At 61.5% G+C, this 23731-nt stretch carries 21 protein-coding genes and 1 pseudogene; 4 read left to right on the forward strand and 18 right to left on the reverse strand.

Annotation, left to right across the window (positions count from 1 at the left end; translation table 11 throughout):
* Window positions 1-47 precede the first annotated feature (47 nt).
* From CAF65_RS17930 to cbiE, 6 genes and pseudogenes are all read right to left on the reverse strand, one after another.
* Window positions 48-446, reverse strand: a complete 399-nt coding sequence (locus CAF65_RS17930) for a DUF2946 domain-containing protein (RefSeq protein WP_085717478.1) — start codon at window positions 444-446, stop codon at window positions 48-50.
* 109 nt (window positions 447-555) lie between these two features.
* Window positions 556-879 (reverse strand): DNA-binding protein, encoded by a 324-nt coding sequence (locus CAF65_RS17935; protein ID WP_008016808.1) that lies wholly within the window; start codon window positions 877-879, stop codon window positions 556-558.
* Window positions 880-883: 4 nt separating this feature from the next.
* A pseudogene (locus CAF65_RS28780) lies at window positions 884-1218 on the reverse strand (type II toxin-antitoxin system RelE/ParE family toxin).
* A 56-nt stretch (window positions 1219-1274) separates the two neighbouring features.
* Window positions 1275-2000: a cobalt-precorrin-6A reductase gene (locus tag CAF65_RS17945; RefSeq protein WP_085717479.1), complete on the reverse strand. Its 726-nt coding sequence runs from the start codon at window positions 1998-2000 to the stop codon at window positions 1275-1277.
* Window positions 1997-3094: a cobalt-precorrin-5B (C(1))-methyltransferase gene (locus CAF65_RS17950; RefSeq protein ID WP_085717480.1), complete on the reverse strand. Its 1098-nt coding sequence runs from the start codon at window positions 3092-3094 to the stop codon at window positions 1997-1999. The genes CAF65_RS17945 and CAF65_RS17950 overlap by 4 nt, the downstream gene beginning before the upstream one ends.
* Entirely contained in the window at window positions 3087-4298 is a 1212-nt protein-coding gene (gene cbiE / locus CAF65_RS17955) for a precorrin-6y C5,15-methyltransferase (decarboxylating) subunit CbiE (protein ID WP_085717481.1), read from the reverse strand. The genes CAF65_RS17950 and cbiE overlap by 8 nt, the downstream gene beginning before the upstream one ends.
* A 168-nt stretch (window positions 4299-4466) precedes the next feature.
* On the opposite strand from cbiE, the gene cobG reads away from it, so the two are divergent.
* Genes cobG through cobJ form a run of 4 tightly spaced genes read left to right on the forward strand, consistent with a single transcriptional unit; the run spans window position 4467 to window position 8842 of the window.
* On the forward strand, window positions 4467-5789 hold the full coding sequence (cobG, locus tag CAF65_RS17960; protein WP_085717482.1) for a precorrin-3B synthase: 1323 nt from the start codon (window positions 4467-4469) through the stop codon (window positions 5787-5789).
* Window positions 5782-6408, forward strand: a complete 627-nt coding sequence (locus CAF65_RS17965; protein ID WP_085717483.1) for a precorrin-8X methylmutase — start codon at window positions 5782-5784, stop codon at window positions 6406-6408. Before cobG ends, CAF65_RS17965 begins: the two co-directional genes overlap by 8 nt.
* Window positions 6408-7139 (forward strand): precorrin-2 C(20)-methyltransferase, encoded by a 732-nt coding sequence (locus tag CAF65_RS17970; protein ID WP_043302239.1) that lies wholly within the window; start codon window positions 6408-6410, stop codon window positions 7137-7139. The genes CAF65_RS17965 and CAF65_RS17970 overlap by 1 nt, the downstream gene beginning before the upstream one ends.
* Window positions 7139-8842 carry a precorrin-3B C(17)-methyltransferase gene (cobJ, locus tag CAF65_RS17975; RefSeq protein WP_085717484.1) on the forward strand — a complete coding sequence of 568 codons (1704 nt, stop codon included), beginning with the start codon at window positions 7139-7141 and terminating at the stop codon, window positions 8840-8842. Before CAF65_RS17970 ends, cobJ begins: the two co-directional genes overlap by 1 nt.
* A gap of 51 nt (window positions 8843-8893) precedes the next feature.
* Here cobJ and CAF65_RS17980 read toward each other — a convergent pair whose 3' ends face one another.
* The 12 genes from CAF65_RS17980 to CAF65_RS18035 form a co-directional block, all read right to left on the reverse strand.
* On the reverse strand, window positions 8894-9490 hold the full coding sequence (locus CAF65_RS17980; protein WP_008016797.1) for a MarC family protein: 597 nt from the start codon (window positions 9488-9490) through the stop codon (window positions 8894-8896).
* A gap of 65 nt (window positions 9491-9555) precedes the next feature.
* A complete protein-coding gene (locus CAF65_RS17985; protein WP_085717485.1) occupies window positions 9556-12342 on the reverse strand; it encodes a hybrid sensor histidine kinase/response regulator in 2787 nt (928 codons plus the stop codon).
* 100 nt (window positions 12343-12442) lie between these two features.
* Window positions 12443-13738 (reverse strand): phosphoribosylamine--glycine ligase, encoded by a 1296-nt coding sequence (gene purD, locus CAF65_RS17990; protein ID WP_085717486.1) that lies wholly within the window; start codon window positions 13736-13738, stop codon window positions 12443-12445.
* A 155-nt stretch (window positions 13739-13893) separates the two neighbouring features.
* Window positions 13894-15501 (reverse strand): bifunctional phosphoribosylaminoimidazolecarboxamide formyltransferase/IMP cyclohydrolase, encoded by a 1608-nt coding sequence (gene purH / locus CAF65_RS17995; protein ID WP_085717487.1) that lies wholly within the window; start codon window positions 15499-15501, stop codon window positions 13894-13896.
* Window positions 15502-15583: 82 nt separating this feature from the next.
* Window positions 15584-15904 (reverse strand): DNA-binding transcriptional regulator Fis, encoded by a 321-nt coding sequence (gene fis / locus CAF65_RS18000; RefSeq protein ID WP_007907419.1) that lies wholly within the window; start codon window positions 15902-15904, stop codon window positions 15584-15586.
* The gene (gene dusB, locus CAF65_RS18005) at window positions 15901-16911 is read right to left on the reverse strand and encodes a tRNA dihydrouridine synthase DusB (protein WP_085717488.1); all 1011 of its coding nucleotides are present in this window, start codon (window positions 16909-16911) and stop codon (window positions 15901-15903) included. The genes fis and dusB overlap by 4 nt, the downstream gene beginning before the upstream one ends.
* 184 nt (window positions 16912-17095) lie before the next feature.
* Entirely contained in the window at window positions 17096-18349 is a 1254-nt protein-coding gene (locus tag CAF65_RS18010) for a DUF3426 domain-containing protein (RefSeq protein WP_085717489.1), read from the reverse strand.
* 30 nt (window positions 18350-18379) lie between these two features.
* The gene (prmA, locus tag CAF65_RS18015) at window positions 18380-19258 is read right to left on the reverse strand and encodes a 50S ribosomal protein L11 methyltransferase (protein WP_085717490.1); all 879 of its coding nucleotides are present in this window, start codon (window positions 19256-19258) and stop codon (window positions 18380-18382) included.
* A gap of 193 nt (window positions 19259-19451) precedes the next feature.
* The gene (gene accC, locus CAF65_RS18020; RefSeq protein ID WP_085717491.1) at window positions 19452-20810 is read right to left on the reverse strand and encodes an acetyl-CoA carboxylase biotin carboxylase subunit; all 1359 of its coding nucleotides are present in this window, start codon (window positions 20808-20810) and stop codon (window positions 19452-19454) included.
* A 17-nt stretch (window positions 20811-20827) separates the two neighbouring features.
* On the reverse strand, window positions 20828-21295 hold the full coding sequence (gene accB / locus CAF65_RS18025; RefSeq protein ID WP_085717492.1) for an acetyl-CoA carboxylase biotin carboxyl carrier protein: 468 nt from the start codon (window positions 21293-21295) through the stop codon (window positions 20828-20830).
* A gap of 47 nt (window positions 21296-21342) precedes the next feature.
* A complete protein-coding gene (gene aroQ / locus CAF65_RS18030; protein ID WP_085717493.1) occupies window positions 21343-21795 on the reverse strand; it encodes a type II 3-dehydroquinate dehydratase in 453 nt (150 codons plus the stop codon).
* Window positions 21796-21927: 132 nt separating this feature from the next.
* Window positions 21928-23673, reverse strand: a complete 1746-nt coding sequence (locus CAF65_RS18035; RefSeq protein ID WP_085717494.1) for a protein-disulfide reductase DsbD — start codon at window positions 23671-23673, stop codon at window positions 21928-21930.
* Window positions 23674-23731 lie beyond the last annotated feature (58 nt).

Raw genomic sequence — 23731 nt, forward strand, 5'->3', positions numbered from 1 at the left:
GGCAGTTCTCCGGAACGATTTGAGACGCAGGTCAATTGCGAAAAAAATCACACCAGAGGGGATGCGCGGGGGTTGAGACTCGGCCATTGCTGGCGCGGTGACGGGCTTTCGAGAGAGGTCGCAGGCAGGCTTCGGTTGGACTCGAAGTGCGCGAAATACAGCTGTGGCGTGTGCCCCGGCAATGCCACCAACGGCGCAGAACCCGAGCAGCACCAGCAATGCTGCATGTTGGAATGATTGTCGCCTTGCGGGGCTTTCTGTTCCAGGTCACCGATGGCAATCGCCACCATCCTGGTGCCGCTGGAGCTGCAGAAACTGCCCCACAACAACTGTTCGGCCGGCGACTTCACCGTTTGCGCCATCGCTCCGGACATCGGCATGGCGAGCATGTTGAACAGCACTGCGAAGCAGGCTATCCAGGCAATTGCGAGCCGTTGTCGGGACATGGGACAAATCCGTTTGGGTGGGCGATCAGGCGCGGGCTATTTAGCCTGATCAGGGCCGATAAGTAAAAAGGCGGCGTGCGGTGTGGTGTCGCAGCAAAAAGACATTAGCTCAGTGCGCACGTACTGCATGTACCTGTATTTCCACTCCAAGCGTAGCGCGAATTACGGCGAATATTGCAGCCAGGTTGTCCATGCTTGGGTTGCCTTTGGCGGACAACATTCGATGGAGGCTTTTGCTGGGCTTTGCCGTTTCCTTTGCCAACTCTTCAAAACCAACGGTGGCGTTGATGAGGTCGCGCAGGATAATCCGGGCCATTTCAGGTTCGCCGTTAAGAAACAGAGTAGCAGCCTCATCCAGCAGTGCCTGGGCGAACTCGGGATCACGTTGGGCACGCTCGGCAATGGTGTGTTTGTAGCTTCGGGTGAGCGCCATGACGTTATCTCCGGTGCCGTTCAGTCTTTTTTCGGGATCGAAACTCGGCTATCAGTACTTTCGCTTGTTTGATGTCAGTTTTTTGTGTGGACTTGTCACCGCCACCAAAAAGAATGATCAGGTGTTTCCCTTCTTGAACGAGATAGATTCTATAGCCCGGGCCCAATTTATCCGGTACTCGCCGAGCCCGTCGAACCACTTGATGTTTGATGTGTTTCCTAACTCAAGGCGCAGCAGCGCGGTTGATACCTTAAGCGCTGCCTGCGCATTCAAGTTGGAAAACCAGCGACCAAAAGGGCTGGTTTCGTTGTCCTGTATGTATTCTTCGAGTGTGATCACAGGCGGCCCTGATGGTAACTAATAGGTTACTTATCATGCAAGCCAATGATCCTGACCTAATGAGCGAAGACCGACAGCGCGCCAAGTGTTTCCTCAGGCGTCAGGAACTCTCGATCAACCCCCGGCAACACCGGCCGCTTCAAGACAATCACCGGCACCCCCCGCTCACGCGCGACTTCCAGTTTCGGCTCGGTCGCCGTGCTGCCGCTGTTCTTGCTGATCAGCACGTCGATGTTTCGCCGCTCGAACAACTCACGTTCATCGTCGATCAGGAATGGCCCACGGGCGCCGATCACTTCGCAGCGTTCATTGCCCGGATACCGGTCCAGTGCGCGCAGGGTCCAGAATTGCTGCACAGGAATTTCATCGAGGTGTTGCAGGGGCTCGCGACCGAGGGTGAACAAGGGGCGACGGAAGGGCTTGAGGGCTTCGATCAGTTCGGCCCAATCGCCGACTTCCCGCCAGTCATCACCCGCCTGGGCTTGCCAGGCGGGACGCCGCAGCGCCCAGCAGGGAATGCCGTTCGAGCGCGCGGCGGTCGCGGCGTTCTGGCTGATTTGGGCGGCGTAGGGGTGAGTGGCATCGAGCAGCAGATCGATACCTTCATCGCGAATGAATTGCGCCAGCCCCTCGGCACCGCCGTAGCCACCTACGCGAACCCGGCATTGCAGATCCGTCGGTATCCGACCGACTCCGGCCAGGCTGTAGATGTGCTGCGGTCCCAGTGTGCGAGCAATGGCCATGGCTTCGGTCACGCCGCCGAGCAACAGGATGCGTTTCATTGAAAGGCTCCCGCATGGCCAACAATCCCGCCCTGGCGATCGATGGCAAAGACTTCCACCTGAACCTGCGCCGGCACCACGCTGCGGGCAAAATCCAGGGCGTGCTGACAGACTGCATCACCCAGGGCGACCCCGGCTGCGGCGGCCATGGCCAGTGCCTGCTGGCTGGTGTTGGCCTCGCGGATGCTCTGTTGCAAGGCCGCATCGGCGCCGACCTGCGCCGCCCATGACGCCAGTTGCGGCAGGTCAATGCTCGAATGGCGACTGTGCAGGTCCATATGCCCGGCCGCCAGTTTGCTGATCTTGCCGAAACCACCGCACAGGCTGAGTTTATCCACAGGCACTTTGCGCAAGTGCTTGAGCACGGCGCCAACGAAGTCGCCCATTTCGATCAGGGCAATTTCCGGCAGGTTGTAGACCCGGCGCATGGTGTCTTCGCTGGCGTTGCCGGTGCAGGCGGCGATGTGCAGGTAACCGTTGGTTTTCGCGACGTCGATGCCCTGGTGGATCGAGGCGATGTAGGCCGCGCAGGAAAACGGCCGGACGATGCCACTGGTACCGAGTATCGACAGACCGCCAAGAATGCCCAGGCGCGGGTTCATGGTTTTCAGTGCCAGTGCCTCGCCGTTCTCGACATTGACCGTAACGTCGAAACCACCGCTGTAGCCGAGTTCGTCGGCCAGTCGGGCCAAGTGCTCGCTGATCATTTTGCGTGGCACCGGATTGATCGCGGGCTCGCCGACACCCAGTACCAGCCCGGGCCGGGTCACGGTGCCGACGCCACGGCCGGCCTTGAAACGAGTCCCCGGTTCAGCGCTCAGGCGCACCTGAGAGTAGAGCAGGGCTCCATGGGTCACGTCTGGATCGTCACCGGCATCCTTGAGGGTTCCCGCTTCGGCACCGTCCTCGGTGAGGCGACAGAACTCCAGGCGCATCTGTACCTGTTTGCCCTTGGGCAACACGATTTCCACCGCATCGGTCGATGTGCCATCCAGCAGCAGACGCGCGGCGGCGAGGCTGGTAGCCGTGGCGCAACTGCCGGTGGTCAGGCCGCTGCGCAGGGGGGCGGGTTGTTCGGCGGTTTCATCACGCATCGAAGGGTTTCGTCACGTCCAGCAAGGTTATCGGCAAGGCCTGGCGCCAGGTGTCGAAGTCGCCCAGCGGTTGTGCTTGTGCGATATGAATGCGGGTCAGTTCACCGCCGTGCTGCTCGCGCCAGGCCATCAGGGTCATTTCACTTTGCAGGGTTACCGCGTTGGCAATCAGCCGGCCCCCGGGTTTGAGTCCGGCCCAGCAGGTATCAAGCACGCCTTCGCGGGTGACACCGCCGCCGATGAAAATCGCATCGGGTCGCTCGAGCCCGGCCAAGGCCTGGGGCGCGCTGCCGCGAACCAGCTGCAGGCCGGGAACGCCGAGGGCATCGCGGTTGTGTTCGATCAACGTTTGTCGGCCCGCATCTGCCTCGATGGCCAGCGCGCGGCAGCTGGGGTGAGCGCGCATCCATTCGATGCCGATCGAGCCGCTGCCGGCGCCGACGTCCCACAACAGATCGCCTGGAGTTGGAGCCAGGCGCGCGAGGGTGATGGCGCGCACATCGCGTTTGGTCAGTTGGCCGTCGTGCCGGAACGCCGAGTCCGGCAGGCCGGCCAGTCGCGATAGCCGCAACGTGTTCGGCTCGGCGATGCACTCGATGGCGATCAGGTTCAGGTCGGCGATCGGCAAATCGTTCCAGTCGCTGGCGATACCGTCGATGCGTCGTTCGGCGTCGCCGCCCAGATGTTCGAGCACGGTGAGACGGCTTGGGCCGAAGCCGCGTTCGCGCAACAGTGCAGCGATGGCGGCGGGGCTGCGGCCGTCGTTGCTCAATACCAGCAAGCGCACGCCGCTGGACAGGTGGGCGTTGAGTGCGGCAACAGGCCGGGCCACTACCGAAAGAGTCACCACCTCCTGCAGCGGCCACCCCATTCGTGCTGCGGCCAGTGAGCAGGAGGAAGGCGCAGGCAGCGTCAGCATCTCGGCTGCGGGAAGTTGCCGGGCAAGGCTGGCGCCGACGCCAAAGAACATCGGATCGCCACTGGCCAGGACGCAAACAGGGTCGCCACGGTGCGCCAGCACCGGTCCAAGGCTGAAGGGGCTCGGCCACGGCTGACGCTCGCCGCGTATGCACGGCGGGAGCAAATCCAGGTGCCGCTGGCCGCCGAAGATTTTCGAGGCGCGCAACAGCGCGTGCCGGGCGTTCTTGCCCAGGCCCTTGAAACCGTCTTCGCCGATGCCTACTACCGTCAGCCAGGGTGTCATGCTGTTCCTCAATCACGCGTTCAACGTTGTTGGGCGGCATGATAGCGCGGGTTCCTTGAGCTGACTGCCTTCTCTTCCCGACCGGAGTCTTTTCATGCAGCGAAGTAAAGCAGGCATAATACCGCGCACTTTTGCCATGAATCGCCTCTCCACCTGAATGGATCCGCCTTGAACGAACGTCCGCTGTCCACTGCCTTACGCCCCTCGGCTTGCCCGGGGTTGCTGCGTATCGTGCCCGCGCTGGATGGCGGCATCTGCCGGATCAAGTTGAACGGCGGCTCGATCAGCAGCCTCCAGGCCGAGGCCGTGGCGGCTGCAGCCGAGCGTTACGCCAGCGGAGCGATCGAGGCGACCAACCGGGCCAACCTGCAGATACGCGGAATTGGCAACGAGCAAAAGGCGTTGATCGACAGCCTGCTGGCCGCTGACCTGGGGCCGCGCACGGCGGCTGGCGACGATGTGCGCAACCTGATGCTCAGCCCCGGTGCCGGGATCGACCGGCATATGCTGTTCGACACTCGCCCGCTGGCCGGGCAGATCCTTGCCACACAGCAAAGCCACGAGGTTTTTCACGACCTCAGTGCCAAGTTCGCCGTGCTGCTTGATGGCGGTGAAGACCTGGCGATGCTCGAACATCCCCATGACTTGTGGCTCTCGGCGTTTGTGCGAGACGGTGAGCAACGGCTGGCGTTCGGTCTGGCGGGATGTCCGACGGACAGCCCTGCCGGTTCGGTTGCACTCGATGACGGGCACGCGCTGGTGGTCGCGGTCCTTGAGTTGTTCCTGGAACTGGCACGCCCTGAGCAGACGCGGATGCGCCATTTGCTGACCGAGAATTCGGTCGAGGCCTTACTGCTCCGGCTGGCTGAGCGAGTACCGATACAAGCCGTTGTCGACTGGCAGCGGGTTTCGGGCGCCAGTAATTTGCACATCGGCGCCCATCCCCAGGCCGAGCTCGGTGATGTCTATGTTGGGGCTGTCCCGCCATTGGGGCGGCTCGATCCGACGATGCTGCGGGGCGTGGCACGACTGGCACGGGAATTCGGTGATTCCAGTCTGCGCTTCACACCCTGGCAAAGCCTGTTGCTACCCAATGTCCGCGCGGAAAACGCCGCTGAGGTCATTCGGCAATTGCAATGTCTGGGCTTGCAGTGCGAAGCCGATCAGTCCTTGTCCCGGTTGATCGCCTGCACCGGTTCAAACGGCTGTGGTAAAGGCCTGGCCGAGACCAAGGGCGATGCCCTGCAACTGGCCACATCGCTGCAGCGTCACGGTCAAGCGCCGAGCGTGCATTTGAGCGGGTGCGCGCGCTCCTGCGCCGCCGCACATACGGCACCCGTCACCTTGCTGGCCGTCGCCCCCGGTCACTACGATCTCTATTTCCGTGATGCAGCGCAGCCGGGTTTTGGCGCACTGCACGCACGCAATCTTACTATTGAAGCGGTCGCGGCCCTGCTCGACGCCCGCTCACGGAGCCCCCTTGATGCTTGATTACATCCGCGACGGTCAGGAGATCTATCGCAATTCCTTCGCGATCATTCGCGCCGAGGCCAACCTCGACCGAATCCCGACCGATCTGGAGAAACTCGCGGTCCGTGTGATTCACGCCTGCGGCATGGTCGAGGCCATCGACGGTTTGCAGTTTTCCGAAGGGGCGGGCAAGGCCGGGCGTGATGCACTGGCAGCCGGCGCGCCGATCTTGTGCGATGCGCGGATGGTCTCCGAGGGCGTGACCCGCGCGCGGTTGCCGGCGAACAATCCGGTGATCTGCACCTTGCGCGATGAGAGCGTTCCGGAACTGGCCCGTGAATTGGGCAATACCCGTTCAGCCGCTGCGCTGGAATTGTGGCGTCCGCACCTCGAAGGCAGCGTGGTGGTCATCGGCAACGCTCCGACGGCACTGTTTTACTTGTTGGAAATGCTCGACGCCGGTGCGCCGAAACCGGCGCTGATCCTCGGTTTTCCAGTGGGCTTTGTCGGCGCAGCCGAATCCAAGGCAGCGCTGGCGGCCGACAGCCGTGGCGTGCCTTTTGTCATCATGCAGGGTCGCCTGGGCGGTAGTGCCATGGCCGCCGCCGCCGTCAATGCCCTCGCCACGGAGATCGAATGATGCAGCAACCTGGACGTTTGATCGGCCTCGGCGTCGGTCCCGGTGATCCGGAACTGATTACCGTCAAGGCTCTGCGTTTGCTGCGCGAGTCGCCGGTAGTGGCGTACTTCGTCGCGAAGGGCAAGAAGGGCAATGCTTTCGGCATCATCGAAGCGCACCTGCAAGATGCGCAGAACCTGTTGCCACTGGTGTACCCGGTGACCACCGAAGCCTTGCCGGCTCCGTTGTCCTACGAGCAAGTGATCAGTGACTTCTACGATGACGCTGCCGCAGAACTGGCTACGCATCTCGACGCGGGCCGTGACGTGGCGGTGATCTGCGAGGGTGATCCGTTCTTCTACGGCTCCTATATGTACTTGCACGACCGGCTCGCGCAACGTTATCAGGCTGAAGTCGTGCCCGGTGTGTGCTCGATGCTCGGCGGTGCCTCGGTGCTCGGTGCACCACTGGTGTATCGCAATCAGAGCCTGTCGGTGTTGTCCGGTGTGTTGCCGCACGACGAACTCAAGCGTCGCCTGGCCGATGCCGATGCGGCGGTGATCATGAAACTGGGACGCAACTTTCCCAAGGTCCGCCAGGTATTGGAAGAACTCGGCCTGGCCGAGCGTGCGCTGTACGTCGAACGCGCGACCATGGCCAACCAGAAGATCGTGCCGCTGGATCAGGTCGAGCCGATGTCCTCGCCGTATTTCTCGTTGATCATCGTTCCCGGTGAAAGGTGGCAAGGCTGATGACCCGTCCAGTTCCGGCGATTGTCATTCTTGGCAATGGCAGCCTCGCTACCGCGCGCAGCATTCAGCAGGTGTACCCCGAAGCTCTGATCCACGGCCTGGCCGAACGGGTTGACGGCGCGGATCGGGTCTATCACGAATTTGGCGCGACCCTGCGCGAGCTCTATCAACAGGGCACACCGGTCATTGCCCTGTGCGCGGCCGGGATCGTGATCCGCACGCTGGCGCCCCTGTTGCTGGAAAAGGGCGCCGAGCCACCGGTATTGGCGGTGGCCGAAGACGGCAGCGCCGTGGTTCCACTGCTGGGAGGTCTCGGTGGGGTGAACGTGATGGCACGTGAGATTGCCGCCAGGCTTGAAGTCGCTGCGGCGATCACCACCAGCGGCGAGTTGCGTTTCGGCACGTGCCTGCTCAACCCGCCCAGCGGTTATGCCCTTGGCGATCTGGAGCTGGGCAAGCGTTTCGTTTCCGATTTGTTAGCCGGCGAAACGGTGCGCATTGAGGGTGAGGCCCCGTGGCTGGCGCAGGCGCAGTTGCCCGAAGATGCCCAGGCCCGATTGGCTGTGCATGTCAGTCATGCCGAACGGACACCCGCGGCCAATGAGCTGTTGATCTATCCGCGCAATGTGGTGGTCGCGGTGGATGCTGGCCTGGTGAACGTCGCGGGGGCTGTGCGCGAGGCATTGCATCGGGCCAGAATCGCCGTGCAGTCGTTGGCTTGCCTGTTGGCCGCCGACACCGAAATGGCCAGTCCCGGGTTGCGCGAAGCGGCGCTTGAATTGGGCGTGCCGCTGCGTTTCGCCAGTGCCAGGGGTGATCTCGGCGAGTGCCTGCGCTTGGCGATTGGTGAACCTGTCAGCCTCCATGGCGACGATACGCTGACCATCGCGGTTGCCGTTCAACCGCTGGATCCGTTGCAGGTTGGCCGGCCTCGTGGACGCCTGGCCGTGATCGGTTTGGGGCCGGGTGCCGCGGAACTGATGGTGCCGGCCGTGAAGGCGGAACTGGCCCGCGCAACTGACGTACTGGGTTACGAAACCTACGTGCGCATGGCCGGGCCGTTTCGCGCCGATCAGGTGCTACATTGCACCGACAACCGCGAAGAGATGCAACGCGCCCGTCACGCTTTCGAACTGGCCGCCCATGGGCGTTCGGTAGTTGTGGTTTCTTCAGGGGATCCGGGGGTTTTTGCCATGGCTGCTGCGGTGCTGGAAGCGCTGCATGAGTCCGACGACGCCCATTGGCATAACGTTGATCTCGAGATTCTGCCGGGGGTTTCCGCCTCACTGGCGACAGCCGCCCAGGCCGGTGCACCACTGGGCCATGACTTCTGTGTGCTGTCGCTGTCGGATAACCTCAAGCCATGGGCAATCATCGAGAAACGGCTGGACCTGGCCGCTCAAGCCGATCTGGCCCTGGCGTTCTACAACCCGATCTCGCGTTCGCGGCCATGGCAACTGGGCCAGGCGCTGGAAATCGTCGCCCGGCACCGTGTGCCTGAGACTCCCGTGGTGTTGGGCCGGGACATCGGGCGTCCAGGGCAAACACTACGGATCACCACCCTTGGCCAATTGACCCCGGATCAGGTCGACATGCGCACCATGGTGTTGATCGGTTCATCCCTGACCTGCGTTTTTCCACGTGCTGAAGGAGGGGAATGGGTCTACACACCACGCTGGTACGGCGAGAAACCATTGACCTGATTTTTCAGGTGGAGTATGGGCTTTTCAGCCGTGCTCCACCGCGATCAAGTGTCAGGGCGCCAGATAGCCTTTCACGCCGGTAAAGATGATCTGTGCCGCAAGCGCGCAAACAAACAACCCCATCAAGCGGCTGACAATCTGCAGCCCCTGATCGCCAAGAATACGTTCGATACGGCTCGACAGATAAAGCACCACCCCCACTGTGAAGCTGGCCAGGGCAATACTGACAATGGCGGTGAGCTTGTCGTCCCAGTGCGGCTGACTCACGCCCATCACCAGCAAGGCACCGATGGTGCCGGGACCGACGGTCAGCGGAATGGTCAGGGGGACGATGGTCACATCCTGCTGCACGTTGTCGGTCTGCACCGCGGATTTACCTTGTGCCATCCCGAGTGCCGAAATGAACAGAACGCTGCCTGCGCCGATGCGGAATGCATCCACGGTAATGCCGAAAACACTGAAAATCACTCGGCCGAACAAGTACAGCAACACGCTGGAGACCAGTGTGGCGACCGCCACTTTCCAGGCCAGCCGACGCTGCTCCTTGCGCGAGTAACCACGGGTCAGGCTGATGAAGCAGGACAACACGAAGAATGGGCTGTAGAGCACGAGCATCTTCAGGTAAACGCTGAACAACACATGGAGCATGGTGCCGGGCTCACTGGCGAGGGAAGTCGAGGGGGAGTCTATCAGGGGTTGCGCAGTCTGTCGGCTCAGGACGTTTGGGTCGTTGCGCGATTCTGCTGGTCACGCTGGGCGACCCAGTGCTCGATCAGTTCGCGCAGCTGCGACAGTTCGACCGGTTTGGCCATGTGTCCGTCCATGCCGGCCTGCCGCGCACGCTCTTTGTGTTCGGCCAGGATATGAGCGGTCAATGCCACCACGGGGGTGCGGACCCGCTGATTGCCGACCTCCCAGGCACGCAATTGCTGGGTGGCCGAGAAACCGTCGAGGATCGGCATTTCGCAGTCCATCAGGACCAGGTCGTAACGCTGGGCTTTCATCGCCTGCAAGGCTTCTTCGCCGTTGCAGGCGGTATCCGGTTGCAGATTGAGCTTGCTCAGCATGCCACGGATCACCTTGGTCGAGATGCTGTTGTCTTCAGCCACCAGAATGCGGAAGTCGCAGGGGACCTTGATCGGCAGGGCGGGGCCGCTCGGCAGTGGTTGCGAGACGACCAGACCTTTGTTGCGTTGGGTCAGTTCGTCGGCCAGGGTGGTCTTGAGGGTGTAGCCTGCCACCGGTTTGGCGAGGATGCGCTTGATTCCGGAGTTGCGCGCAATGATCTTGCTCGGCGCATTGCTGATACCGGTGAGCATGATCAGCAGAATGTCATGGTTCAGGCTCGGGTCTTCCTTGATCTTGGCCGCCAGTTGCATGCCGGTCATGCCGGGCATGTTCTGGTCCAGCAGGACCACATCGAAGTAATCACGCAAATGAGCCTTGGTGCGCAGCAGCGCCAGCGCTTCCTTGCCGGAAGGTGCGGCGCTGACATTCAGGCCCCAGGCGCTGCATTGCTGCACCAGCACCTTGCGACAGGTATCGTTGTCGTCCACCACCAATACCCGCGCACCTTGCAGCGGGCCGTCGAGGTCTGAGGTCGGGTGTTCGAGGCGATCCGGGTCCAGCGGCAAGGTCAGCCACAGGGTGCTGCCCTGGTTGCTGCCACTCTTGATTCCGAATTCCCCTTGCATCAAGCGAATCAGCTGCCGGGCAATCACCAGACCCAGGTTGCCCCCCAGGTGGGTGGCCGAAAGGAAATGCCGGCTGTGCAGTTCGGCGTGCATCAGGGCGTCGCGCTCTTCGGCGTCCATGGGCTCGCCGCTGTCCTGCACGGCAATACGCAGGCGCGGTTTGGTGCTGCGCTCACTGCGTTCGTCGAGCGCCACGACGATCAGGATTTCGCCTTCATCGGTTTTTTTCAGGGCGTTTTCCAGCAGACTCAACAGGGTCTGGCGCAGGCGTGTCGGGTCACCGCTGATCACCCTCGGTACTTGCGGCTGGATGAAGCTGATCAACTCGACGTTTTGCTGCTCGGCCTTGGCGCGGAAGATGCTCAGGCAGTCTTCGATCAGTGCGTTGAGGTCGAACTGCACATCGTCCAGCTCGATCTGCCCGGACTCGAGTTTGGATATGTCGAGAATTTCGTTGATCAGTGTCAGCAGCTCGTTGCCGGCGCTGTGGATAGTCTGCACATAGTCGCGTTGCTTGACCGAAAGCGGTGTGCCCAGCAGTAGTTCGGTCATGCCGAGGACGCCGTTCATCGGGGTGCGGATCTCATGGCTGATCTTCGCCAGGAACTCGGCCTTGGCGTTGATCTCGGCGTTGCTGGCCGCCAGGTCGCGACTGATGCTGAAACGGTCTTCGGTGATGCGGCGCTGACGCTCGCTCAGCGCGATGCTCATCAGCAGGCCACTGATACAGATGAACACCAGCAACGTGGTGATCAGGCCATGGGGTTCGATCAGGGTCAGCCCCAGCAGGGCAGGCAGGATGACCAGTGTCCCGAGGTTGAACACCAGCATGGCGGCAACGAAGAGGCGAGCCGGGCGATAACCTTTTTGCCAGTGATAGGCGCTGATGAACAGCATGCTCAGGCCTGCCAGGGCTACCAGGCCATAGGTAATGAAGTTCAGCGGCAAGGTATTGACGAACAGCAGCATCAGGCCGCAGGCGGTGATGAGCAGGACCTCGCCGAGCAGCAACCGATTCAGCGGGTGTGGCCCGAGCGGGGAGAAAAAGCGATGGGCAAGCATCAGGCCGCAGGGCGCAGTCAGTAGCAGTGCCAGGTAAGCCCCCGGCGTTTGCAGCGCATGCCAGTCCGGTAGCCAGGGGCTGGCGAGGTTCAGCAACAGCAGCAGGCTGAGCATCAACAGCCCTTCGCACGCCGCCAGCCAGAGAGCGCTGTGCGAGCGGGTATAGGCGTAGCGGATGAGATTGTGCAGGATCAACATGGCGATGCAACCGAACAGCAGGCCATAGATCAGCGTCTGGTTCTGGTCGGCAGCTGCGATGATCGCCGATTGCAGGGTGATATAGGGCCGTAACTGGTGGTCAGAGGCCAGTCGCACGTATACATCGAGGGGGTTGTCGCTTTGCGGCAGGGCCAGCATGAAGTCGCTGCTGGGCAATGGCCGCTCGGATTGGGGCTGTTCGTTGCCCGTGCTGGATTGATCGATCAGCTTGTCGCCGTCCAGTACGTACATGTTGAACTGGTGCAGGTCAGGCGCGAACACCCGCAGCAACTGTTCGTGTTTGCCCGGTGTCAGCCTGAATCGCAACCATAGCGCGCCATCGGGTTCAGCCGCGGTTATGCGGTCGGGTTCGATAGGGCTGAATTGATTGGTGTAGCGTGCGGAACGGATGTCGCTCAGTTGCAGGTCGCCCTGTTCGTCGAGCAATACCGCCCAGCCACTGCCTTGCGCGGCCTGGGCCGGTAGCATGCAGAGCAAGGTCAGCAAAGTGACGGTCAAGCTTATGGCAATCCTGAGCCAGCGCACGGCGAAATCCCTTCGTTAGGTTGATGCCAGAATATAACGATGCGCGGCGCCGGAATAGCCAGGCAATAAACCGTGTTCATTGCCTGGCGCGGTGTTTACCTTATTCCTGGCTTTCGCCACGCTCGCGGGCAATGGCGCGGTAGCCAATGTCCTTGCGATAGAAACAGCCTTCCCAGTCAATCGTTGCCGCCAGCTTGTAGGCCTGCTGCTGTGCGGCGTCGACGCTGGCACCCATGGCAGTGGCGCACAACACACGACCACCGGCCGTCACTACCTGACCATCCTTGAGCGCAGTGCCGGCGTGGAAAACCTTGCCTTCCAGTGCGGAGGCTGCATCCAGCCCCTTGATGGCAGCGCCTTTGGCATAGTCACCAGGATAGCCGCCAGCGGCCAGGACGATGCCGACGCTCGGGCGTGGATCCCATTGCGCTTCAACTTTATCCAGTGCCTGGGCCAGGGCGGCCTCGACCAGCAGCACCAGGCTCGACTGCAGGCGCAGCATCACCGGCTGGGTCTCAGGGTCGCCGAAACGGCAGTTGAATTCGATGACTTTTGGGTTGCCAGCCTTGTCGATCATCAGACCGGCGTACAGGAAGCCAGTATAGACGTTGCCTTCCTCGGCCATGCCACGCACGGTCGGCCAGATCACCAGGTCCATGACGCGCTTGTGCACGTCGGCGGTGACCACTGGCGCCGGGGAGTAGGCCCCCATGCCGCCAGTGTTTGGACCGGTGTCGCCGTCGCCGACGCGTTTGTGGTCCTGGCTGGTGGCCATCGGCAGTACGTTCTTGCCGTCGACCATGACGATGAAGCTGGCTTCTTCGCCGTCCAGGAACTCTTCGATGACCACGCGCGAACCTGCATCGCCAAAGGCATTGCCCGCCAGCATGTCGCGCACGGCGTCTTCGGCTTCGGCCAGGGTCATGGCGACGATCACGCCTTTACCGGCGGCCAGGCCGTCGGCCTTGATCACGATCGGAGCGCCTTTTTCACGCAGGTAAGCGAGGGCAGGCTCGATTTCGGTGAAGTTCTGGTAGTCGGCTGTCGGGATCTTGTGGCGAGCCAGGAAATCCTTGGTGAAGGCTTTCGAACCTTCCAGCTGCGCAGCGCCAGCCGTCGGGCCGAAGCAGTCGAGGCCACGGCTGCGGAACAGATCCACGACACCGGCAACCAGCGGCACTTCAGGGCCGACGATGGTCAGGGAAACGTTTTTCTCGGCAAAGTCTGCCAGTTGCTCAAGCGCCAGTACGTCGATGGCGACGTTCTCGCACTTGGCTTCGATGGCGGTACCGGCGTTGCCCGGAGCCACGAACACCTTCTGCACGCGCGGATCCTGAGCCACTTTCCAGGCCAGGGCGTGTTCACGGCCACCGCTGCCAATGATCAAAACATTCATTTCAAAAACCTCGGATGACGCTAATTCTGGAGGCAGCACTAAAGCTGCTTTTCTGTGGGAGCGAGCCTGCTCGCGAAGGCGGTGTGTCAGTCACCTTGGTTGTTACTGACAGATTGCATTCGCGAGCAGGCTCGCTCCCACAGGGAGTCGGTGTATCAGTGACGGAAGTGGCGCATGCCGGTAAATACCATCGCAATGCCAGCTTCGTCTGCGGCTGCAATTACTTCATTGTCACGCATCGAGCCGCCTGGCTGGATTACCGCTGTGATACCAGCCTTGGCTGCATTGTCGATGCCGTCGCGGAACGGGAAGAATGCGTCGGACGCCATGACCGCACCTTGTACCTGAAGGCCAGCATGTTCTGCCTTGATTGCAGCGATACGCGCGGAGTTCACGCGGCTCATCTGGCCGGCGCCGACACCGATGGTCTGGCGGTTCTTGGCGTAGACAATGGCGTTGGACTTTACGTACTTGGCGACTTTCCAGGCGAAGATCAGGTCGTGGACTTCCTGTTCGGTCGGTGCGCGTTTGGTCACGACCTTGAGATCATCGGCGCCGATCATGCCGATGTCACGGCTCTGTACCAGCAGGCCGCCGTTGACGCGCTTGTAGTCCCAGGCCGCCGCACGGTCGGCCGACCACTCGCCGCAGGCCAGCAGGCGCACGTTGGCCTTGGCCGCCACGATGGCGCGGGCTTCTGCGCTGACGCTCGGGGCGATGATCACTTCGACGAACTGACGCTCGACGATAGCCTTGGCGGTCTCGGCGTCCAGTTCACGGTTGAAGGCGATGATGCCGCCGAAGGCGGATTCGGTGTCGGTGGCGTAGGCCAGGTCGTAGGCCTTGCGGATGCCGCCTTCGGCATCAGGGCTGACAGCCACGCCGCACGGGTTGGCGTGCTTGACGATCACGCAAGCCGGCTTGACGAAGCTCTTCACGCATTCCAGCGCGGCGTCGGTGTCGGCGACGTTGTTGTACGACAGCTCCTTGCCTTGCAGTTGGGTCGCGGTGGCGATGCCGACTTCGGCAGGCTTGGCTTCAACATAGAACGCCGCGCTCTGGTGCGGGTTCTCGCCGTAGCGCATTTCCTGGGCCTTGATGAACTGGCTGTTGAAGGTGCGCGGGAACTCGCTGCGACCTTCTGTACTGAGAGTGTCAGCAGCCTGGTTCACGGTGCCCATGTAGTTGGCGATCATGCCGTCGTAGGCGGCGGTGTGCTCGAAGGCCTTGAGCATCAGGTCAAAACGTTGAGCGTAGGTCAGGCCGCCGGCCTTGAGGTTTTCCAGGACGCTGGCGTAATCGCTGGCGTTGACCACGATGGCTACGTCCTTGTGGTTCTTGGCCGCGGAACGGACCATGGTCGGGCCGCCGATGTCGATGTTCTCGATGGCGGTCGGCAGGTCGCAGCCAGGCTTGTTGATGGTGGCTTCGAACGGGTACAGGTTGACCGCTACCAGGTCGATCGGCTTGATGCCGTGCTCGTTCATGATGGCGTCGTCGATACCGCGACGACCGAGGATCCCGCCGTGGATTTTCGGGTGCAGGGTCTTCACCCGGCCGTCCATCATCTCGGCAAAACCGGTGTAATCAGCGACTTCCACTGCAGCAACGCCGTTGTCCTGCAGTAGCTTGAACGTTCCGCCGGTGGAGAGGATCTCGACGCCCAGGGCTTCAAGCTCCTTGGCGAATTCGAGGATCCCGGTCTTGTCGGAAACGCTGATCAGGGCGCGGCGGATCGGCAGGCGGGTAGTCTGGTCGGTCATCTCAATGTCCATCAAAAGCAAAGGAAGTCAGCAAAAAAGGCGGCCGGTTTTACGCGGGCGCCTTTCTGGTTTGATTGAATGCTTACAGCAAATCGTACTGCTTGAGTTTCTTGCGCAGCGTGCCCCGGTTCAGCCCGAGCAGCTCGCTGGCCTTGGTCTGGTTGCCCTTGACGTAGTTCATCACGCACTCGAGCAGGGGAGCCTCGACTTCGGAGAGCACCAGGTTATACACATCCGTGACGGCAGCGCCCTCAAGGTGGGCGAAATAATTGTGCAGCGCCTTCTCGACACTCCCGCGAAGGGTCTGGCCCTCTTCGCTCGGTGTATTGAGGTGCTGTTTCAAATTCACGTTGTCGCTCACGGGTGTTGTTCCACTCACTAAAGTCTCGGTCATCATCGTCATGCGGCCACCCACTCTCCGTCCCCTGTCAGGCTCTTGTAACGTTCGGCGAAAAACGCCTGAACGTTGGCGCATTGTGTATCCGTACCATCCAAACGATTGAAGTGGGCGCGAAACTCCCTGGCGCCCGGCAGGGTTGCGAGATACCAGCCCACATGCTTTCGAGCAATGCGCACTCCCATGACATCGCCATAGAAGACGTGCAGGGCGGCCAGATGCTCTAGCAGAATGCGTTCCACCTCGATCAGTTCCAGCGCCGGGAGTTTCTCGCCGGTACGCAGGAAATGGTCGATCTCGCGAAAAATCCACGGCCGCCCTTGGGCGGCCCGGCCAATCAGCAGGCCATCGGCTCCGGTCGCGTCGAGCACGTACCGGGCTTTTTCCGGCGAGTCGATATCGCCGTTGGCGAAGACCGGAATCGACACTGCCTGCTTGATCGCGGCAATGGTGTCGTACTCGGCTTCACCGGTGTACAGGTCGGCACGGGTGCGGCCATGCACTGCCAGCGCCGTAATGCCTGCCTGTTCGGCGATTTTCGCCACCGTCAGGCCGTTCTTGTTGTCCCGGTCCCAACCGGTCCGGATCTTCAGGGTGACCGGCACATCGACCGCGGCCACGACAGCCTGCAGGATCTCGGTTACCAGGGGTTCATCCTTCAACAGGGCGGAACCGGCAGCCTTGTTGCAGACTTTTTTTGCCGGACAGCCCATGTTGATATCAATAATCTGCGCGCCCATTTCAACGTTGGCACGGGCGGCGTCCGCCAGCATCTGCGCGTCCCCACCGGCGATCTGTACCGAGCGTGGCTCGGGATCACCTTCGTGGATCATGCGCATGCGCGACTTGCGGGTGTTCCACAAACTCATGTCGCTGGTGACCATTTCCGAGACAACCAGTCCCGCGCCCAAGCGTTTGCACAGCTGACGAAAGGGCTGGTCGGTGACGCCCGCCATGGGGGCGAGAATCAAGCTGTTATGTAATGTGTATGGGCCGATGCGTACCGCCGACATAGGACTTCCCTGTTGTGGGGCCGGATCATGAGAGTTCGAAAAAGGGTTGGCATGATACCCGCTCTCGATGACTGGATAAAGGCTGAATTGAACAAAATCTGAACAGTTATTCTGTTATTACCCGTGGTTTGGTTTGCCGGGTGGAGTCAAAAAGCCGACATCAATCCGGGGTCGATGAGGCGTTTCACTCTGGGGAGTGAAAGCTCAAACTGTAGTTCACGGCTTTGGCGCCGGGGTCGAGAATGTCCAGGGCGATGTGGATCGGCGTTTGCGGTGGCATTTCCGCCATGCCTTCAAGATCGCCATTGAGGTACTCACCGGGTTTGAAGCGGCGGCTGGCGATCAGGTGGCCATTGAGGTCGGCGAAGCGCAGTTCCAGCAGCGGGAAGGGCTGTGAGAAGGGCGCGCGGTTATAGATGATCGCATCGACCACCAGGGCGCCATTGAACTCGGGATGGCTACGTACCACCAGGTTGCTGCTTTTGATTTTCGCGATGTCGACTTTGGAGGGCACGGTGCAGCCGACTTGCGGGCAGAGTTGCTGGAACCATGGACGATATTGATCCTGTCGTGCCAGTTCGTCGAAATGATAGGCGATGTACTGGCCGGCGAGGGCGCCAGCGGCAATCAGCACCAGCAGCGACCACAACAGCCGTCGGCCCCAGGGCGAGCGGCGTTTTTGCCAATCCAGTTGCAGCGGATCGTCGGTCAGGTCTTGCAGCACTTCGGCGCGCACGCCCGGCTCACTGCGTTCGCGTCGTTTGCGCAGCGGTTCGATCGAGGGCAGGTTGTCGTCGATTTCTTTTTCGTCGGTGGCCGATAGGTGTTCGTGGTTCAGCGGCGCATCGAGAGGGTCGTGCAATCGCAGTTGGGGTGGCTGCGGCTCGTCGTCCAGATCAACCGGTTCCAGGGACAGTGAAGGTTCGGTACGTGAGGCTTTGCCCGGTTCGGCCGTGGGCTCTGGCGTTTCAAGGCTGCCGAGCGGTTCGTCGACTTGCGCACGATCGGCGGCCGAGTCACTGAACAGGCTGTCGGACCACGGCTGATCGTCATCCTGCCCGGTGCTGTCGCGACGGGCGCTCAGCGAGTCGTCGCGATGGCGACCGAGTTCGGTGGCCGGCTGGATCTCCCGCTGTTCGAGCCGGGCAAGCTCTTCGTCGAGGTCGAGACTGTCCAGATCCAGTTCGGTCGCGCTCCATTGCTTTTGGCTGATGGCGCGCGGCGGCGATGGTTCGAGGGGCTCCGCAGGCTGCACAGGCGGGATCGGTGTCGCTACCGGTGGTTCCTTGCCGGCCTGTTCAAGCAACTGTTTGGCGGCATTGAACACCTGCAGGCAGGCGCCGCAACGAACCACGCCACGCGCCACGCTCAACTGGGCATGGCTGACGCGGAAGCTGGTTTGGCAATGCGGGCACTGGGTGACGAAGCTATCGGTCATGCGGCGATCCGGATTATGCAGGCGGTCATTCTAGCGCCGACGGCCAGTGATGCGCACCCAGCCATCGCGATTGGCGATCGGGTCCAGATCGAAGTCCCTGGCGTAGGCGGCAGCGACTTCGTCGCCTTGTTCAGCGAGGATGCCCGACAGTGCCAGGCGACCACCCGGCTTGACCAGGCCGGACAACTGCGGTGCCAGGGAAACCAGTGGGCCAGCGAGAATGTTGGCCACCAGTACGTCGGCTTGGACCTGCGGAAGGTCTTGCGGCAGGTACAGTGGAAACAGCTCTTCGGCAATATTGTTGCGTCCGGCGTTGTCGCGGGAGGCTTCGAGAGCCTGAACATCGATATCGGTGCCGACGGCCTGTTTGGCGCCCAGCAGCAGGGCGGCAATCGCCAGAATCCCTGAGCCGCAGCCGAAGTCCAGCACGTTGCAGTCCTTCAGATCCTGACCGTCGAGCCATTCCAGGCACAGTGCGGTGGTCGGGTGGGTGCCGGTGCCGAATGCCAGACCCGGGTCCAGCAGCAGATTCACTGCATCAGGCTCCGGCGCGGCGTGCCAGCTCGGCACGATCCACAGGCGCTGGCCGAAACGCATTGGCTGGAAATTGTCCATCCAGCTGCGTTCCCAGTCCTGGTCTTCGATCACTTCGCTGTGGTGTTCAGGCAGCGGGCTGCCGGTCAATAGCTCCAGATGGGCGAGTACCGGGCCGGGCTCGGTACCGCCTTCGAACAGGGCCAGCAGGTGCGTATGCGACCACAGCGGCGTGGTGTTGAGTTCCGGCTCGAAGATCGGCTGATCTTCGGCGTCCATGAAGGTCACCGACACGGCGCCCACTTCAAGGAAAGCGTCTTCATAGGTTTCGGCTTGTTCTGGGCTGATGGCGAGGCGTACTTGCAGCCAAGGCATGGCGGGCACCTTTGAAAAATGTTGATTGCAGCCTAGCGGGCTGCGAGAAGCGCGCAAGTTTACGCGAGCGCGGGGCTTTTGTGGGAGTCCACTGTACTTGTGGGAGCGAGCAGGCTCGCTCCCACAAGGGGTAGATGATACGTCCAGAAACAACAAAGCCGCCCAAGGGCGGCTTTGTCGATGGGGTCGAAGCTTAGTGCTTCTCGCCAGCCAGCTTGTGCTCGAGGTAGTGAATGTTCACGCCCCCTTTGCAGAAGCCTTCGTCACGAGTCAGGTCGCGGTGCAGCGGGATGTTGGTCTTGATCCCGTCGACCACGATTTCGTCCAGCGCATTGCGCATGCGCGCCATGGCTTCGTCACGGGTTGCGCCGTAGGTGATCAGCTTGCCGATCAACGAATCGTAGTTCGGCGGAACGGCATAGCCGCTGTACAGGTGCGAATCGACGCGAACGCCGTTGCCGCCTGGAGCGTGGAAATGCTTGACCGTGCCTGGGCTCGGCATGAAGGTTTTCGGGTCTTCGGCGTTGATCCGGCATTCCAGTGCGTGACCGCGGATGACGACGTCATCCTGGGTGAACGACAGCTTGTTGCCGGCGGCGATGCTGAGCATCTCCTTGACGATGTCGATGCCGGTGACCATTTCCGATACCGGGTGCTCTACCTGAACACGAGTGTTCATCTCGATGAAGTAGAAACGACCGTTCTCGTACAGGAACTCGAAAGTGCCTGCGCCACGGTAACCGATGTCGATGCACGCCTGGACGCAGCGAGCCAGGACTTCCTCGCGCGCGTTCTCGTCGATGCCCGGTGCCGGCGCTTCTTCGAGAACTTTCTGGTGACGACGTTGCAACGAGCAGTCGCGGTCGCCCAGATGGATAGCATGACCCTGGCCATCGGAAAGAACCTGGACTTCCACGTGGCGTGGGTTGGTCAGGAACTTTTCCAGATAGACCATCGGGTTGCCGAACGCCGCGCCGGCTTCGGAGCGGGTCAGTTTGGCCGAGGCAATCAGGTCTTCTTCTTTGTGCACAACGCGCATGCCGCGACCACCACCGCCGCCAGCGGCCTTGATGATCACCGGGTAACCGACTTCGCGACCGATGCGCAGAGCGGTTTCTTCGTCTTCCGGCAGCGGGCCGTCAGAGCCCGGAACAGTCGGTACGCCAGCGGCGATCATGGCGTGCTTGGCCGATACCTTGTCGCCCATCAGGCGAATGGTTTCGGCTTTCGGGCCAATGAACGCGAAGCCGGATTTCTCGACCTGCTCGGCGAAATCGGCGTTTTCCGCAAGGAAACCGTAGCCCGGGTGAATGGCGGTGGCGCCAGTCACTTCGGCTGCAGCAATGATTGCCGGAATGTGCAGGTAGGAGTGGGCGGCCGATGCCGGACCGATGCAGACGGATTCGTCTGCCAGGCCCAGGTGCATCAGTTCCTTGTCAGCCTTGGAGTAAACGGCGACGGTCTTGATGCCCATCTCTTTGCAGGCGCGCAGGATCCGCAGGGCGATCTCACCGCGGTTGGCGATCAGAACTTTTTCCAACTTCGCAGTCATCAAAGGCTCTCCGCGGTTCAAACGATGGTGAACAGCGGTTGGTCGTACTCAACCGGCTGGCCGTCTTCGACGAGGATGGACTCGATCACACCGCTGGTTTCAGCTTCGATGTGGTTCATCATCTTCATGGCTTCAACGATGCACAGGGTGTCGCCTTTCTTCACAGTCTGGCCGACTTCCACGAAGGACGGCGAGGTTGGCGAAGACTTGCGATAGAAAGTACCGACCATCGGCGAACGGGCAACGGCACCGTTCAGTGCCGGGGCGGCAGCAGCAGGTGCAGCAGCGGCAGCGACAGCCGGAGCGGCGGCAGCGGCAGGTGCGGCAGCCGGAGCAGGCATTGGAGCCGGCGCGTAGTACTGCTGGGCCGGGGTCTTGCTATGACGGCTGATGCGTACGGACTCTTCGCCTTCCTTGATCTCGAGCTCGTCGATGCCGGACTCTTCCAGCAGTTCGATCAGTTTCTTAACTTTACGGATATCCATGAATCATCAACTCCCAAGGGTCGGTCAGGGGCGTTTAAGCTTGTTGTTCAAGCTGTTGCCTGTCTTTCAAGCTGCTCTAGGGCGGCCTCCAGGGCCAGTCGATAACCGCTGGCGCCAAGGCCGCAGATCACTCCCACCGCTACGTCGGAGAAGTAAGAGTGATGGCGGAAAGGTTCGCGTTTGTGCACGTTAGACAAATGCACTTCGATGAATGGGATGCTCACCGCCAGCAGCGCGTCACGTAATGCGACACTTGTATGTGTAAAAGCTGCCGGATTGATCAAAATGAAGTCCACGCCTTCGCTGCGGGCAGCGTGAATACGGTCGATCAATTCGTACTCGGCATTGCTTTGCAGGTGCAGCAAATGGTGACCGGCTTCGCGGGCACGGCGTTCCAGGTCCTGGTTGATCTGCGCCAGCGTCGTGGCGCCGTAGGTACCCGGTTCGCGAGTGCCGAGCAGGTTCAGGTTGGGTCCGTGCAATACGAGTAGTGTCGCCATCGGCGGTTCCTTTGTTATCCGTGAGCAATTGTCAGAACCCGGCGACTATGCCGCAAAGCCTTTGTGACTGTCCAGTTCTCTGCAATAGCCAGCACGATGACCGATGTTTGCGCGAAATATATGACTGCTTGATTAAATTTGGTCATTGGCCCTGGTAACACGTTCGGCGAAGTCTTTGGCGCTGATCTCGCCAATCACCCGCACATCGGCGCGTTCGACGCCGTCCTTGCCGAAAAACATCAGGGCCGGTGGACCGAACAACTGGTAACGGTCGAGCAGGGCGCGTTGTTCGGCGTTGCTGGCGGTGATGTCGAAGCGGATCAGCCGGTAACCCTTGAGGCGTTCGACGACGATCGGGTCGTTCAGCACCTCATGTTCGATGACTTTGCAGCTGATGCACCAGTCGGCGTACCAGTCGAGCAGCAGCGGTGTGCCGGATGACCGTGCGTCGGCGAGTGCGCGATCCAGATCGGCCGGTGTGCTGACGGTTTGCCAGCTGCTGGTGTTTTGTACAGGTCCGTTGCTGTCAGCGATACGGGGCTGGCCAATCGGGTTGAGCGGGTCGGTCTGGCCGCTGAAGGCGCCATACCAGCAGGCCAATGCGTAAAATAGCAGGAACATGCCGAGCAATTGGCCCAGGCGTTTGCGTGGTGGTTTATAGACGAACTCCAGCGCGCCCATGAACAGGCCGACGCCGCCCGCCAGCAAACCGATCAGCAACAAGGTGACCTGACCCGGCAGGACGCGGCTGAGCAGGCCGACGGCCAACCCGAGCAACAACACACCAATTGCGTTTTTCACGTAGACCAGCCACGGGCCGCTTTTCGGCAACCAGGCTGCGCCGCCGGTGGCCACCAGCAACAGCGGGGCGCCCATGCCGAGGCCGAGCATGAACAGTTTCAAGCCGCCGCCCAGCGCATCGCCACTAGCGCTGATGTATAGCAGCACGCCGGCCAATGGCGCCGAAACACAGGGTGAAACCAGCAGGCTGGAGACCACGCCCAACACCGCGGCACCCCACAGTGACCCGCCTTTGGTGCGACCGGCGATGCGGTCCAGACGACTGCTGATGGCGTGCGGCAGCTTCAGTTCGAAGACGCCGAACATCGCCAGTGCGAACAGCGCAAAAAACATCGCGAAAGGCACCAGCACCCATGCCGATTGCAATCGCGCCTGCAGATTGAGCTGGGCACCGAACAGGCCCATCAGCGCACCGAGCAGGGCAAAGCAGGCGGCCATCGGCAGTACATAGGCCAGCGACAGGTTGAAACCGCGCCAGCCGCCAATCTGGCCGCGCAGTACCACGCCGGACAGGATCGGCAGCATGGGCAGCACGCAGGGCGTGAACGTCAGGCCCAGGCCTGCGAGGAAGAACAATGCCAGTTCGTGCCAGTTCCATTGATAGGCCGTTGCCGGAGCGCCGCTGCCCTCGATGCTCAAGCGCTCGGTTTCCGGCGGATAGCACAGGCCTTTGTCGGCGCAACCCTGATAGGTCACGGCCAGGGTGAAGGCGCGCTGGTCGGTGCGCGGCACCTCGACGTCGAGAATGCCGTGGTAGACCTCGACATCGCCGAAGTATTCATCGTGCTTTTTTTGGCCGTCTGGCAGTTTCGCGGTGCCGAGAGCGACATCGGCCGGATCGGCGCGAAATTGAAAACGGTGGCGGTAGAGGTAATAACCTTCGGTGGCGACGAAGCGCAGCTTGATCGATTGCGGCGTGCTGTCTACCAGACTCAGTTGGAAGGCTTCACGCACCGGCAGGAAGTCGGCGCTGTTGTTGATCGAGCCCAGGCTTGAACTGGGGCGATTCTCCAGCAAGCCAGTGGCGCTGGCCGGCAGGGCGAACACTAAAAACAGCAGGCAGAGCAAACGGCGCATGACGGTCTCGCGTATCGGAATTGGGGGGATGATAGCGGACAGTTGCGGGGGTGGGCAG

Origin of the sequence: Pseudomonas sp. B28(2017) (genome assembly GCF_002113025.1) — a bacterium.
Lineage (GTDB): Bacteria > Pseudomonadota > Gammaproteobacteria > Pseudomonadales > Pseudomonadaceae > Aquipseudomonas.